General features: G+C 55.5%; 14 protein-coding genes. 13 read left to right on the top strand and 1 reads right to left on the bottom strand.

Annotated elements, in window-relative coordinates; translation table 11 throughout:
* The first annotated feature begins 31 nt into the window (after nt 1-31).
* The gene (gene fur / locus NNL35_RS21315; protein ID WP_006676796.1) at nt 32-511 is read left to right on the top strand and encodes a ferric iron uptake transcriptional regulator; all 480 of its coding nucleotides are present in this window, start codon (nt 32-34) and stop codon (nt 509-511) included.
* 15 nt (nt 512-526) lie between these two features.
* Here the strand turns inward: fur and NNL35_RS21310 are convergent, their stop codons facing one another.
* On the bottom strand, nt 527-1,939 hold the full coding sequence (locus NNL35_RS21310) for a S8 family peptidase (protein ID WP_276540141.1): 1,413 nt from the start codon (nt 1,937-1,939) through the stop codon (nt 527-529).
* Nucleotides 1,940-2,120: 181 nt separating this feature from the next.
* Between NNL35_RS21310 and ald the strand changes: the two genes are divergently transcribed.
* From ald to NNL35_RS21250, 12 genes are all read left to right on the top strand, one after another.
* Nucleotides 2,121-3,239, top strand: a complete 1,119-nt coding sequence (ald, locus tag NNL35_RS21305) for an alanine dehydrogenase (protein ID WP_254553700.1) — start codon at nt 2,121-2,123, stop codon at nt 3,237-3,239.
* Nucleotides 3,240-3,325: 86 nt separating this feature from the next.
* Entirely contained in the window at nt 3,326-3,562 is a 237-nt protein-coding gene (locus NNL35_RS21300; protein ID WP_006676799.1) for a DUF4227 family protein, read from the top strand.
* A gap of 129 nt (nt 3,563-3,691) precedes the next feature.
* Entirely contained in the window at nt 3,692-4,666 is a 975-nt protein-coding gene (locus tag NNL35_RS21295; protein WP_254553699.1) for a tyrosine recombinase, read from the top strand.
* Entirely contained in the window at nt 4,666-5,487 is an 822-nt protein-coding gene (locus NNL35_RS21290; RefSeq protein ID WP_254553698.1) for a purine-nucleoside phosphorylase, read from the top strand. The genes NNL35_RS21295 and NNL35_RS21290 overlap by 1 nt, the downstream gene beginning before the upstream one ends.
* Before the next feature lie 34 nt (nt 5,488-5,521).
* Complete coding sequence (locus NNL35_RS21285) at nt 5,522-6,850, top strand: pyrimidine-nucleoside phosphorylase (protein ID WP_006676802.1); 1,329 nt, start codon at nt 5,522-5,524, stop codon at nt 6,848-6,850.
* A 224-nt stretch (nt 6,851-7,074) separates the two neighbouring features.
* Complete coding sequence (locus NNL35_RS21280) at nt 7,075-8,304, top strand: D-alanyl-D-alanine carboxypeptidase family protein (protein ID WP_006676803.1); 1,230 nt, start codon at nt 7,075-7,077, stop codon at nt 8,302-8,304.
* Nucleotides 8,305-8,393: 89 nt separating this feature from the next.
* A complete protein-coding gene (spoIIAA, locus tag NNL35_RS21275; protein ID WP_006676804.1) occupies nt 8,394-8,747 on the top strand; it encodes an anti-sigma F factor antagonist in 354 nt (117 codons plus the stop codon).
* Nucleotides 8,744-9,193 (top strand): anti-sigma F factor, encoded by a 450-nt coding sequence (gene spoIIAB / locus NNL35_RS21270; RefSeq protein WP_006676805.1) that lies wholly within the window; start codon nt 8,744-8,746, stop codon nt 9,191-9,193. Before spoIIAA ends, spoIIAB begins: the two co-directional genes overlap by 4 nt.
* A gap of 11 nt (nt 9,194-9,204) precedes the next feature.
* Nucleotides 9,205-9,960, top strand: coding sequence for an RNA polymerase sporulation sigma factor SigF (sigF, locus tag NNL35_RS21265; protein WP_006676806.1), 756 nt, complete (start codon nt 9,205-9,207; stop codon nt 9,958-9,960).
* A gap of 1,391 nt (nt 9,961-11,351) precedes the next feature.
* A complete protein-coding gene (locus NNL35_RS21260; protein WP_006676807.1) occupies nt 11,352-13,109 on the top strand; it encodes a spore germination protein in 1,758 nt (585 codons plus the stop codon).
* 152 nt (nt 13,110-13,261) lie between these two features.
* Entirely contained in the window at nt 13,262-14,602 is a 1,341-nt protein-coding gene (lysA, locus tag NNL35_RS21255; protein WP_254553697.1) for a diaminopimelate decarboxylase, read from the top strand.
* Nucleotides 14,603-14,726: 124 nt separating this feature from the next.
* On the top strand, nt 14,727-15,164 hold the full coding sequence (locus NNL35_RS21250) for a peptidylprolyl isomerase (RefSeq protein WP_006676809.1): 438 nt from the start codon (nt 14,727-14,729) through the stop codon (nt 15,162-15,164).
* The last annotated feature ends 42 nt before the right edge of the window (nt 15,165-15,206 follow it).

Raw genomic sequence — 15,206 nt, 5'->3', positions numbered from 1 at the left:
AATTGCGGATTGGCGGGCAAGGGGGGAGATCATGGAAGCGCGTATTGAGAAGATCAAACAACAACTGCAATCCCAAGGGTACAAGCTGACACCCCAGCGTGAAGCAACCGTTCGCGTTCTTCTCGAGAACGAAGAGGATCACCTCAGCGCGGAAGATGTATTCATGCTAGTGAAGGAAAAGGCCCCTGAAATCGGTCTTGCCACCGTGTACCGGACATTGGAGCTGCTGAATGAGCTGCACGTGGTGGAAAAATTGAACTTCGGGGATGGTGTAGCCCGTTATGATTTGCGCGGCGATAACAACAAGCATCACCATCATCATTTGATCTGCGTCCAATGCGGTTCGATGCAAGAGATACAGGAAGACTGGCTAGGCCCGCTGGAGGAGCGACTGGAGAGGGAGTTTCAATTCCACGTCGTCGACCATCGGCTTGACTTCCAGGGCATATGCCGGGAGTGCCAGGAGAAGGAGCGCCTTCGCAAGGAATCTTCATCGAACGATGAATCATAACATACAGCCTCGATGTCAACGACGTCGAGGCTTATTTAATCTGTGTTGGATGGAGTTTCTTGACAGATTTGGCGAACGCTGCTTGCGAGAGGCGGCCCCTGCCGCCTTCCTCCATTCGCCTGACACGGCTGCTGCGGCCGCGGATGGAGCGGGCTGCCGCGAAGGAGTCGGCTTCTTCCTCGCCGGACGGCCTGCTGTAAGCGCTGCCGGCAGGGCGGGATTGACCGATTTCTCCGCGTGGTGCTTTGCTTTTGCCGTATACGCGACTGCCTTCTGGGCATTGATGAGTCCCGCGCCCTGGGCCGTCACTGGCTCCCCGCGCAATCGCTGGGAAGTATGAACCAGCGCGGAGCGAATCTGCTCCGGCAGCATGCCGGGACAAGCGGCCAGCATTAATCCGGCCGTGCCCGAGACATGCGGCGCCGCCATCGAGGTCCCGGAATCTTCGGCGAAGCCGCCCTGATAGCTCGTTGAACAGATATCTGCGCCGGGGGCTGCGACATCGATTCCTCCGCCGCGGCTGCTGAAGCTGGCAATGCAGTTGAGCCTATCGGTCGCCGCGACCGCAATCACTTCCGGATAGATCGCCGGCTCATCGATGGCTTCGGCATCCTTGCCGTTATTGCCGGCGGAAGCGACGAGAACGATGCCTTGGCGGTGGGCGCGGCGGATCGTGTTGCGAAGCAGCTTGCTGGGGCCGTTCAGACCGAGGCTCAGATTAATGACATCCATGCGGTTCCGAATGCACCATTCCACACCTTCTACGATATCGGATACATACCCTTCGCCTTTTTCATCCAGTGCTTTGACTGCATACAACTCTGCTTCGGGAGCTGTGCCGTACAGGAGATGTCCTCTGCCGAGCGCTGCGGCCGTACCTGCCACATGGGTGCCGTGGCCGTTGTCGTCGTCATAGGATGCCCCTGGGCGAATCGTGTTGATCCCCCCGGAGATGCGAAGATCCGGATGGGGTGAGATACCTGTATCGACAATCGCAATCCGAATGCCCTTGCCCCGGGTTGACGGCCAGACTTTGGGCGCCTGAATCCGCTTGACACCCCATGGAATTTGCTGCATAGAAGCTGTTTGACCTTTGGCTGTGGAATGGTTCCGCTTTATGGAACGCACTCTAGTGGAAGAAGAACGCCAACCCCGACCAACCGCATGAGCCCGCACACGGGCATCATTCTCGACTCTGCGTACGCTGGGATGCTTCATTAATTCGGCCAGCTTGGCATGAGGATGAACATGACAGCATAGCATGCAGGCCGATTTTACCTGCTTCACGGGAACGATGCCCTGCTTTTTCAACTCGCGAACGCACGCATTGAAGCTTTTTCGATCTTTTAGCACGATGATTTTCCGTACCGTGTGCCGGGCAGGTTTCTCGTGCACGACGGCTTGTAACATGCGGGTTAAGTTGCGCATGCCGTACTGTCCTCCCGTTCCATTCAGGATTGGTTCCGTTGTGCCTTCCTGTAGGGGCACACGATTAGAGTATGGGAACGGATGGAAGACGGTGATGCCTCAGCGATGCATTTGTCGCCTGGATGGAGGATGGAGCGCTTGCCCGGGAAAGGCCAAAATTATCGATTAGGGAGGATTCTGTATGAAAATTGGAGTGCCTAAAGAAATCAAAACGAATGAGCGACGCGTCGCCTTGACCCCTTCGGGAGCCCATGCGCTTGTGCAGGACGGTCATCAGGTCATCGTGGAACGCGGAGCCGGCGTAGGCAGCGGATTTGAGGACGAGGAATATGTCCGGGTCGGCGCAGTCATTGCGCCGGATGCCGCCGCGGTATGGGGCGAATCAGATCTGATTGTCAAGGTCAAGGAACCGCTGCCGGAGGAGACGGCCTTTTTCCGGTCCAATCAAATGCTGTTCACGTATCTTCATCTGGCAGCCGCTCCTTACCTGGCGGAAGCGCTTGTCCAATCCGGGATGTGCTCGCTCGCTTATGAGACGGTGCAGCTCCCGAACGGCAAGCTGCCCCTGCTGACTCCGATGAGCGAGATCGCCGGCAAAATGTCCGTGCAAATCGGAAGCCATCTGCTCGAATCGTATGTAGGCGGACGGGGCGTGCTGCTCGGCGGCGTACCGGGTGTTCCGCCAGGAGAAGTCGTTATCATCGGCGGCGGGGCGGTCGGCACGAACGCGGCCAAAATCGCGCTTGGCATGGGTGCCCGGGTAACGATTCTCGACCTGAACATCGATCGGCTGCGCGAGCTGGACGATTTGTTCGAAGGGCGGGTGACGACCGTTGTCTCTCAGCCGTTCTATGTGGAAGAAGCGGTCCGCCATGCGGATCTGCTGGTCGGAGCGGTTCTCGTGCCGGGCGCAAAGGCACCTCGCATCGTGTCGGAAGATATGGTCAAGCAGATGAAGCCCGGCTCGGTTATTGTCGATGTCGCCATTGATCAGGGCGGCTCGATCGCGACAATGGATCGCGTGACGACGCACGAGCATCCGACCTTCGTCAAGCATGGCGTCGTCCACTATGCGGTCGCCAATATGCCGGGCGCCGTGCCGCGCACGTCAACGCTGGCCTTGGCGCATGCTACGCTCCCGTATGTGCGGAAGCTGGCTTCATTGGGGTTGGAGGAAGCGATTCATCGCGCGCCTGAGTTGAGAGGCGGCCTCACGACGTACGAAGGCGGCGTCGTTCACCGCGTCGTCGCGGAAGCCCTTGGCTACGAGGCGCGTCCGGAGCCGTTCCCGTCCGCTTAACGCCCTTTATGCCGCTGGCATAACCTGTCCGCTCGTCTCATACGTTACGAGTAGTGAGACGAATCGGATAAGGGGGACGTGAGAGGATGATCGTATCGCTTCGCAAAGTATGGAACCGGCTCAAGTTCGTGGCGCTCTTTTTGCTCTTGACGTATGCGATGGCCCACCTGCTGGGAAGCGTATCCGACTGGATATCTCCTGTCGATAAATATAGAGAGCCGCAGGGTAAAGCGATGAAGGTGTTCCAGATTGAGGGGGCGACGGATATCGAGCCCCATACGTTCAAGGAACGCCTTCGCCTGTTTTATTGGTTAGGGGAATAACCGTTGTGTTCACGCATCAGTCACACGGTCCGAAGCAGGAAAGTGCGGGACTCGCGTGGAAAGTATAAAGGAATCTATTCAGGTCTGGCACCTCTATAGTAGGAGAAAGACGCAGCAAGGAGATTGGACATGCAGCATCCGATAGAAGAGTGCATCGAACGTTATGAACAGCATGTAACGCAGGAGCGGCGAATGTCTTCACATACCCGAGCCGCGTACCTGCGGGATATTCGCGCGTTCCTGGGAGCGGATACGATGAGCGGACTGGATTCGATTGCGGCAATCCGGCCTTTTCACGTGAATCAATATGTATTTCAGTTGAAGCGGGAAGGGCGGGCCGCATCGAGCATTTCCCGCCTTGTCGCTTCGATTCGCTCCTTCTGCCATTTTTGTATCCGCGAAGGATGGCTGGATCTTGATCCGACGCTCGGGCTGGAGCGGCCGAAGCCGGAAGCAAAGCCTCCTGAGATTTTGTCGCCGGAGGATACCGAACGGCTGCTCCGCCTGCCTGATCTTGCGACAGAGCAAGGCATCCGCGATCGCGCCATGCTGGAGACGCTGTACGCGACTGGCATGCGCGTGTCTGAGCTGATGGCGATGAATGTCGGCGACGTGCAGCCCAAATTGGGCTTCGTGCGCTGCGCTTCCGCGAACCGGGAGCGGGTCATCCCGCTTGGACAAGCTGCGGCAGAGGCGATTCAGCGCTACTTGGATGAGTCGCGGCCCCGGCTGCTCGGCGAAGGGCGGGCTCACGGAGACGAGACTACACGGAACGGCGCCGCTGCGGAGATTCAGGAAGAGGCGTTATTTCTCAATGTGCGCGGACAGCGCATGTCCCGGCAAGGGTTTTGGAAGACCATCAAGAAATATGCGGAGCATCTGGAACTGCCATTTCCGCTTACGCCGCATACGCTGCGCCATTCATTCGCCGTGCATCTGCTGCAGAACGGGGCCGACGTGCGCGCTGTGCAGGAGATGCTCGGCCATACGGAATTAGCCACGACGCAGCGGTATATCGCACAGATGTCAAGAACGAGCATGAAGGATGTATACACACACGCGCATCCGCGCGCGAGAACATCATCAGTCGGGGAGGAAAAATAATGAGTCAAGCTTATGAACACATCCAGGAAGCGGCATCCTATATTCAGAGCCGTACCAGCGTCCGTCCGGAGATCGGGTTAATTCTCGGCTCGGGTCTTGGCGTGCTGGCCGATCTTGTTGAGAATCCCGTCACGATTCCTTACCGGGAGATTCCGCATTTTCCGGTATCTACCGTCGAAGGCCATGCGGGAGACCTGCTGATCGGCACGATTGAAGGACGTGCGGTCGTCATGATGAAAGGGCGCTTCCATATGTATGAAGGCTACGGTCCGGAAGTGACGGCGTTCCCGGTGCGGGTCATGAAGGCGATCGGCGCGGAGAAGCTCCTCGTCACAAATGCGGCCGGCGGCATCAATACGGGCTATGAGCCGGGCGATCTGATGGTCATTAGCGACCATCTCAACTTGACGGGCCGCAATCCGCTTATCGGGGCGAATGACAGCCGTCTGGGCGTCCGCTTCCCGGATATGTCCCAGGCGTATAGCCCGCGGCTTCGTCAGCTGGCGAAGGTCACGGCGGACGATCAGGGCTTCTCGCTCCGCGAAGGGGTCTATGCCGGGCTGCTCGGACCGAACTATGAGACGCCGGCCGAGATCCGCATGCTGCGCACGATGGGCGCGGACGCGGTAGGCATGTCGACCGTCTCGGAAGTCATCGTCGCCAGTCATGCGGGCCTTGAGGTGCTGGGCATCTCCTGCATCAGCAACATGGCGGCGGGAATTCTCGATCAGCCTTTGTCCCATGATGAGGTGATGGAGACGGCAGATAAAGTGAAGGACGCCTTCTTGAAGCTGGTACTGGCACTGATTCCGAAAATGTAAGCTTGATTACAGCATCCGGTTAGGAGGAGCGAAGATGAGGGCAGTCGATATCATTCACAAAAAACGGGAAGGTCACGAGCTGACCGCTGAAGAAATTCGTTTTCTCATTCAGGGCTACAGCAGCGGCGAGGTGCCGGATTATCAGATCGCTGCTTGGGCGATGGCTGTTTTTTTCCAAGGGATGACGGCGAGCGAGACGGCGAGCCTCACGCTGGAGATGGCGCGTTCGGGCGATCAGATCGACCTGAGCTCGATCAGCGGCGTCAAGGTCGACAAGCATTCGACAGGGGGCGTCGGGGACAAGACATCCTTAATTCTCGCGCCGCTCGTCGCCGCGGCAGGAGTGCCTGTGGCGAAGATGTCCGGGCGCGGTCTGGGCCATACGGGCGGAACGATTGACAAGCTGGAGTCGATTCCAGGCTTCCAGGTCGAATTGGAGCGGGAGCAATTTTTCAAGCAGGTGAACGATATTGGCGTCTCTCTTATCGGGCAGACCGGCAATATTACCCCGGCGGACAAGAAGCTGTACGCTTTGCGTGACGTGACGGCCACGGTCGAATCGATCCCGCTCATTGCCAGCTCTGTCATGAGCAAGAAGATCGCGGCCGGAGCTGACGCCATCGTGCTTGATGTGAAGACGGGAAGCGGCGCATTCATGAAGACACTGGATGACTCGATTGCCCTCGCGCAGGCCATGGTCGATATCGGCACGGATACGGGACGGCAGACGATTGCGGTCATCTCGGATATGGACCAGCCGCTCGGCCATCTTATCGGCAATTCACTCGAAGTGGAGGAAGCGATACAGACGCTGCGCGGCGAAGGTCCGCGCGATTTGCATCGTCTCTGCATCGTGCTGGGCGCCCATATGCTCGTGCTGGGCGGTGTCGCCCGGGATGCGGCTGAAGCGGAAGCGCGCCTGGAGCAATTGATTGCGGACGGTTCAGCGCTTGGGAAGCTGAAGGAGCTTATTGCGGCCCAGGGCGGAGACGCGTCGGTCGTGGATCAGCCAGAACGGCTGCCGCATGCCCGGGATCGCATCGAAGTGAAGGCGGAATCCGGCGGCACGGTAGCGGCGATTCAAGCCGAAGAGATCGGCATTGCCGCCATGCTTCTCGGAGCCGGAAGGGAGACGAAGGATTCCGTTATCGATCTGAGTGTCGGCATCGATCTCCGCGCCAAGGTGGGAGACGCCGTGAATGCAGGCGATGTGCTGGCCGTGCTTCATGTCAACGATGCTTCGCGTCTGGAGGAAGCGGCACAGAAGATTATCCAGGCGTACCGGATTACTTCCGAGGCGAGAGCGGCGGCGCCGCTGGTATACGCTATCGTCACGAAGGACGGCGTAGAGAGATTTGTCTGACAGCGCTTCTCTTGCGACAGTTCCATAAGAAGCCGTTCCCTCAACGGCACTCAATGAGGGATACCGTTTCTAGCGAAACCTTTGGTTTTGCTAGAAACTTTTTTTATGTCCGGAAATAGTGGAATATTTTGCTTGCATTCAGACAAGACTGAAACTAAGCACATCTGGCGGAGGATAGACCCGTCCATTCTGTTGTGCACAACTCTTGTAGGAGGGGAACTGCTTTGAAGAATAGGCTATATAGAGTGGCATGTTCCGCATTGCTGAGCGCAAGCCTGATGACAACCGGCGCCGCTGCAGCGTTCGCCGACGTGCCGCCATGGACCGGAACGGAAGAGCCTAGTCAGGCCACTTCATCAACGGGCGCAGCAGAAGTGCAGCTGGCGGAACATGCACGCTCGGCCATACTGATGGATGCGGATACGGGTACCATCATTTTTCAGAAAAACAGCCATGATCGGCTGCCGCCGGCCAGCATTACGAAAATCATGACGATGCTGCTTGTGATGGAAGCGATAGATGAAGGCAAGCTGAAGCCGACGGATAAAGTTACGACCAGTGAGTACGCGGCATCAATGGGTGGCTCTCAAATCTTCCTCGAGCCAGGCGAAGAAATGACGGTTGATGAAATGATGAAGGGAATTGCAATGGCTTCAGGCAACGATGCTTCGGTCGCCATGGCGGAGAAGGTGGCAGGATCGGAAAAAGCATTCGTGCAGATGATGAATGAGAAGGCCAAAGAACTCGGCATGAAGGATACCCACTTCGAGAATAGCAACGGTCTTCCTGCGGACAATCATTATACATCCGCGTATGACATCGCTCTAATGTCTCAAGCCTTGCTTCAATACCCGGGGGTCACGAAATATACGGGGGCTTACGAAGATTACCTGCGCCAGAATACCGATAAAAAGTTCTGGCTTGTCAACACGAACAAGCTGGTCCGGTTCTACCAAGGGGCGGACGGCCTGAAAACGGGATACACCTCGGAAGCGAAGTTCTGCCTGTCTGCCACGGCCAAGCGGGACAATCTGCGTGTAATCGCGGTCGTGCTTGGTGAGCCGAATACGAAAACGCGCAATGCTGAAGTGACGCAGATGTTTGATTTCACATTTGCCCAGTACATGAACGTCCCGATTCTGAAAAAGGGCGACACCATCGGCAGCATTCGGGTGGAAAAAGGGATGGTGGAGTCGCTTGATCTGGTGGCCCAGCGTCCTTACCATGTGCTGCTCAAAAAGGGCGGATCCAAGGATAACGTCCATTTCAAGCTGGAGTCTCCGGAATCCATCAAGGCGCCGATCGAGAAAGGCCAGTCGCTTGGCAAAATTATCGTGTATCAAGGAGATAAAGCGATCCGCGAATACCCTGTCGAAGCAACCGAGTCTGTAGCGAAAGCTGGCTGGTGGACGCTGTTCAAACGGACGTGCGGAAAGTTGTTTTTTGTCAAATAACAGCGTGCTTCTTCTAGTTTTGTCGCCAGGCAGGAATTGGGTTTAGCGGTGACGAATGGTATCGGCAACATGGGAGGAGAGTGATTCGCATGAACTTGCAGGTGGAATTGGAACACCGGCGCAATGTACTGATCACCCGTCTGAGGGGAGAGCTGGATCATCATACATCGGAAATTGTACGTATGCAGTTGGATGAAGCGATTCAGCGCGGACAGGTGAACCATGTGGTGTTGAGCTTGAGCGAATTGACCTTCATGGACAGTTCCGGTCTGGGGGTCATTCTCGGCAGATACAAGCAGATTAAGGGCAGAGGCGGAAAGATGGCCGTCTGCGACCTGAACCCTGCCGTACGGCGGTTATTCGAGCTGTCGGGCTTGTTCAAAATCATGCATGTCTACGATAACGAGCGCCAGGCGCTCCTTGGATTGGAGGACGTATCATGAGTGGACATTCGAACAAAATGTCATTGGAATTTTCCAGCCGTTCGGAAAATGAAGCGTTCGCCCGCGTCGCCGTGGCAGCCTTCGTTGCGCAGCTGGATCCGACCCTGGAAGAGCTGACGGATTTGAAAACCGTAATTTCCGAGGCGGTGACGAACAGCATCATTCATGGATATGACAACAATCCGGAAGGCATCGTGACGATTACGGCGGAAATCGAGGGCGACCAGATTATGCTAACGGTTTCCGACCGGGGTCATGGTATTGAAGATGTCGAACTGGCCAGACAACCGCTGTTTACATCCAAGCCGGACATGGAACGCTCGGGCATGGGCTTCACCATCATGGAGAACTTCATGGATGAATTTGAAGTGACGACCGAATTGGGCGCCGGTACCACCATCCGCATGAAAAAGCGGATCGAATCCAAAAAAGCGCTCTACAATTAGGGGTTGAAGCCATGAAAGCTGATGTGAAGCAATCGTCGCAAAGTTATTTGGACGACGCAGAAGTGAAACGTCTAATAGCGCTGAGCCAAGCGGGTGATGCCGTGGCTCGCGAAACGCTGGTCAATTGCAACATCCGGCTTGTATGGTCGGTCGTGCAGCGCTTTATTAACCGCGGGTACGAACCGGATGATTTGTTCCAAATCGGCTGCATCGGCTTGCTCAAATCGGTCGACAAATTCGATTTGACCTATGACGTCAAATTTTCCACCTATGCCGTGCCGATGATTATCGGAGAGATTCAGCGCTTTCTCCGCGATGACGGGACGATCAAAGTGAGCCGTTCCTTGAAGGAAATGGCGAACAAGGTCCGCAAAATGAAGGACGAGCTGTCCAAGCGGCTCGATCGTCTGCCTACCATTAAGGAAGTCGCGGACGAACTGGGCATCACGCCGGAAGATGTTGTCTTCGCCCAAGAGGCGAACAAGCCGCCGAGCTCGATTCACGAGACCGTCTTCGAGAATGACGGGGATCCGATCACCTTGATGGATCAGATCGCGGATGATTCCCAGGACCGCTGGTTCGACAAGCTCGCGCTGAATGAAGCGATTGAAGGCTTGAGCGAACGGGAACGGCTCATCGTCTATTTGCGCTATTTCCGCGACCAGACGCAGTCGGAGGTAGCCGGCCGGCTCGGCATCTCCCAGGTGCAAGTATCCCGGCTGGAGAAAAAAATATTGCAGTCCATCAAGGCGCAAATTGCGCAATAGTGCGGACACCGCAAGGAGTCTTCCTGCGGTGTCTTTATTTCTGTCCATGCCGCTTCAGGCGGGTGCATATATGCTTGTCTAGGTCCATAAATGCTTCAGCTAATGACTGATGAGCGTTGTTGCATCTGATCATGTTCTTGGGACTGATGGGGCTAAGGCGTCTGATGCACGTTGTTGGATATGATGGTCATTGCGTCTGATGCGCGTTGTTGGGTCTGATGGTCATGGTGTCTAATGCGCGTTGTTGGGGGGATGTTGTTGTTGCGATGGGAGCACGTCAGGTGTTCCTACTTGTGTCGAATGGGGAGGAAGTGTTGGAAAGCCCTTTACACCACTATCCCATTAGCTCAGAGTCCGAACACTATCCCCACGCAAGGCTGAATGGATAGCACAGCATCAAGAGCATATATGTCGGTTTAGATTCACAAATGGTCCGGCAAAAGAATAAAATGCGTCGTTGCATCTAATGATGTTGTTGGGTCTATGTGTTATGGGTTCGATGTACATTGTCGCGTCTGATGTGGTGTTATTGCGAAGGGAGAGCGTCAGGTGCTCGTACTTGTGTCGAATGAGGAGATGGTGATGGAAAGCCCTTTACAGCATTATCCCATTAGCTCAGCGTCCGAACTCTGTCGTCCGCAAAAACGGAGTAGGTAGCAATAGAATGGCCCTGCTCCATGCCGAGAGGCCTGACTGAACGGGATAATGATCACAACGACTGCTAACATGTCGACCCGCCTGACTGAACGGGATAATGTTCATAAGGACTTGCTAACATGCCGGCCCCCTGAGTGATTGGGATAATGCTCATAAGGTGCAGCTAACCGCCTGACTGAACGGGATAATGTTCATAAGGACTTGCAAACATGCCGACCCGCCTGAGTGATTGGGATAATGCTCATAAGGTGCAGCTAACATGCCGAGCGGCCTTACTGAACGGGATAATGCTCATAAGGCCCTGCTAACATGCCGACCCCTGACAGAACGGGATGATGCTCATAAGGTGCAGCTAACATGCCGACCCGCCTGACTGAATGGGATGATGCTCATAAGGTGCAGCTAACATGCCGAGCGGCCTTACTGAACGGGATAATACTCATAAGGCTCTGCTAACATGCCGGCCCCCTGACTGATTGGGATAATGCTCGTAAGGTCCTGCTTACATATCAACGTGCCCCGCTTCATTTATCCTGACCGGAGGAGAGACTCGTGAAAAGGCTTCCGAGAGGATAAAGGCTGCTAATGAAATCAGTCCGATTCGAGGTCGGAGGAAGGTGGACCAAGCCCCTAAATCGATGCAAATGTTTCCTACCCGTATCTTTCCACATAATGCAATGGAACTCAACCATACTAAAGACTACAGATCAACATGGCGACAGGAGGTTTTGGCAATGACGGAGCAGCAGACGCATGAGTCGGCTCAGACGGAAGGGAAGCATCAGCCTCCACCTTCCACGGACGGTTCTTCCGGTCCGATTGGGTCTGGAGCTCAGGATCATGGGCAAGGCGGCACGGCGAACGCATGCCAGCAGAGTGGACCCATACAGAAAGGAAAAGGCAATAAGCGCGGGAAAGCGAATGCGGCAGGCAATGGCATGCAGGGACCGGTTGAAGTCTCGAATACGATTGAAGAGGCGATCGCGTATTGGAATGGCGATGATGATATTCCGAAGAGGCTGGAGGATACGAAGAAGACGTTGAAGGAGGTCGTCGGTTTTACCGATTCGTTCGATGTGATTTTTCGCGAAATGACATTCGGCGGGCGGCGTGTCGGCCTCTTTTATTTGAATGGCTTTGCCAAGGATGAGGTAATGACGATCATTTTGACGCGTCTTACCTTCTTGGATAAAAAATCGCTGACCCCGAACGCGCTTAAGGCATTTTTTGATTGCTATATCCCGCATATTCAGGTGGAAAAGGTAGACAAGTTCAGTGAAGTGATCAATAAGGTGCTCGCTGGCGGCAGTGCCTTCTTCATCGAGCATGAGTCGGAAGCGATTGTCACGGATGTGAAGACCTTCCCGTCCCGGGGGCCAGAGGAGCCTTCGCTGGAAAAGGTCGTGCGCGGGGCTCGCGACGGATTCACCGAGACGCTGCTCACGAACGTTACGCTAGTGCGGCGGCGGCTTCGCGATCCGGGCTTGAAGTATGAGATCATTCAGGTCGGAAGACGGACGCGAACCGACGTATGCATTGCATATATTGATGATATCGTCGACATGACGCAGGTGGAAGCCGTCCGTAAAAAGATTAAGGCTGCCAATCTGGAAGGGCTGCCGCTTGCGGATAAGCAGCTGGAGGAGGTTATTATCAACAAAGGCTGGAATCCGTATCCGCTTGTGCGGTATTCCGAAAGGCCGGACGTGGTGGCCGCGCAATTGCTTGACGGCAATGTCGTCATTTTCGTCGATACCTCGCCTTCCGTGATGATACTGCCGACAACGTTCTTCGATCTGTGCCAGCATGCCGAGGAGAACCGCCAGACGCCGTTCATGGGGACCTATATGCGATGGATTCGCTTCATCGGCATATTTGCGTCCTTGTTCCTGCTGCCGCTCTGGATGCTGATGGTGATCGAGCCCGGAATTAAGCCGCCGGCCCTGCAGATTATCGGTCCGCATACAATGGCGAAGCTGCCTATCTTCCTGCAGTTTTTGCTGGCTGAAATCGGCATCGACCTGATGCGCATGGCGGCTGTCCATACCCCGTCTCCGCTGGCGATAGCGCTTGGTCTCGTGGCGGCGGTCATGGTTGGCGAGATTGCGGTGAAGACAGGCGTCTTTGTCAATGAGGTCATTTTGTATTTGGCTGTGACCGCGGTCGGGATGTTCGCCACGCCTAGCTACGAGCTGTCGCTCGCCAACCGGGTTGTCCGGCTCCTGTTGCTTGTGGCGGTCGCCTTGTTCAAGGTGCCGGGATTGGTTATCGGCATTACGCTGTTCATTCTATGGCTGTCGCTGAACCGCTCCTACAATTCGTCTTATCTGTGGCCGTTCATTCCGTTCAACGCGAAGGCGATGTTCAACATTCTGTTCCGCCAGCCGGTCCTGAACATGAAAACGCGGCCGAGCTTCAACAAGACGCGCGATAGTACGAAGATGCCGCCGGATCCCTCTTCCGATCCGAATAACGGCGAGCTTCAGACGTAGAGAGTGACACGGTGCAGCGATAAAGATATAATGCAAACGTTATGTACAAAAGTCCATTCTTCCATATAGAATGGACTGGTATACTCGATGTAATATTTTTCATGGTGCTGGGAGATCCAGTGTGTGGATGAGGAAATGGGGAGAAGAAAACGATGCACTTACATGGAACAAGTACAATCAATGAATCCGGCCACCTCGAAATCGGCGGCTGTGATGTGACCACCTTGAAAAACCAGTTCGGAACACCATTATACATTATGGATGAGGCGCTCATTCGTACCCGCTCCCGCGAATATATGGAAGCGTTCCGCGAGTCGGGGCTGAACTTCCAGGTTGCCTACGCGAGCAAGGCGTTCTGCGTGATGGCCATGTGCCGCATCGCGGACGAAGAGGGCTTGTCCCTTGATGTCGTATCTGAAGGGGAACTGCATACGGCGCTGCAGGCGGGCTTTCCTGCCGATCGGATCCACTTTCACGGCAATAACAAGACGCCGGACGAGATCGAAATGGCGCTCGATGCCGGCATCGGATGCTTCGTCGTTGACAGCTTCGCAGAGCTGCACCTGCTGAATGCGCTCGCCAAAATGCGGCGTCAGCAAGTATCGGTGCTGCTCCGCGTTACACCCGGCGTCGAAGCGCATACCCATGAATATATCTCGACCGGGCAGACGGATTCCAAGTTCGGCTTCGATATCGGGAACGGAACGGCGTTTCAGGCCGTCGCGCAAGCATCCGATGCGGAAGGCGTGCATCTGCTCGGGATTCACTCCCATATCGGATCGCAAATTTTTGAGACGGAAGGATTCCAGATGGCTGTCCAGCGCGTTGCGGAGTTCGCGGCCAACGTGCGGAGCCAGATGGATGTCGTCTTCCGGGTCGTGAATCTGGGCGGCGGCTTTGGCATTCGCTATGTTGAGGGCGATACGCCGCTGGCTGTCCGGGATTACGTGAAGGCGATTACGGAGGCGGTACGCACTCACTTCGGGCCGATCTACAGCGAATTGCCGGAGATCTGGATTGAGCCGGGCCGCAGCATCGTCGGGGAAGCCGGCACGACGCTGTACACTATCGGTTCGATTAAGGATATCCCTGGGGTTCGCAAGTATGTTGCCGTGGATGGGGGCATGACTGACAATCCGCGTCCGGCGCTGTACGAATCGAAATATGAGGCGATGGTTGCCAATCGTGCGAAGGATGCGGCCGATGAAGTCGTATCGATTGCGGGCAAATGCTGCGAGAGCGGCGATATGCTCATCTGGGATGTGGCGCTGCCATCCGTATCGGCTGGAGATCTGCTCGCCGTCTGTTGCACGGGAGCGTATAACTATTCGATGGCGAGCAATTACAACCGGATTCGGCGCCCGGCTGTCGTCTTTGTCCGGGAGGGCGAAGCGGATCTTGTCGTCCGCCGCGAAACGCATGAAGATATTGTCCGCTGCGATCTGATTCCGGCACGGCTGGAAAAACGCGAATCGCAGCCAGTTGGCCGCTAAATCCGGCGCCCCGCATTCTGCCTGCAAGTTGGCGGAGCGGGGCGGTTTTCTTTTTGCGCTCAAATAACGTATAATCGTTAACGATAGTCATCCCACAACGAGATATGAGAGGAGTTCATACATAATGAGCAAATTTGCACAAATTGAGATGGAAAAGGGCGGAACCGTCAAAATTGAATTGCACGAGAAAGAAGCGCCGGGAACGGTAGCCAACTTCGAGAAGCTGGCGAATGAGGGCTTCTATAACGGGTTGACCTTCCACCGCGTCATTCCGGGATTCGTCGCTCAAGGCGGATGCCCGCAAGGAACCGGAATGGGCGGACCGGGGTATACGATCAAGTGCGAGACGCAAGGCAATCCGCACAAGCATGTGCGCGGCGTGCTCGCGATGGCACATGCCGGTAAAGACACCGGCGGCTCCCAATTTTACATCACGTATGACGCTTTCCCGCATTTGGATGGCGTGCATACGGTTTTTGGTAAAGTTATGGAAGGAATGGAAGTTGTCGACCAAATCAAGCAAGGCGATAAAATGAAGGAAGTACGCGTCGTAGAAGGCTAGAATTTCGCCTCCCTGCTCCCGTTACCTGCGGAGCAGGTTTTT

It is taken from the genome of Paenibacillus dendritiformis (assembly GCF_945605565.1).
GTDB lineage: Bacteria > Bacillota > Bacilli > Paenibacillales > Paenibacillaceae > Paenibacillus_B > Paenibacillus_B dendritiformis_A.
The sequence above is the reverse complement of the archived record's forward strand: the minus strand, read 5'-3'. Positions and strand labels throughout refer to the sequence as shown.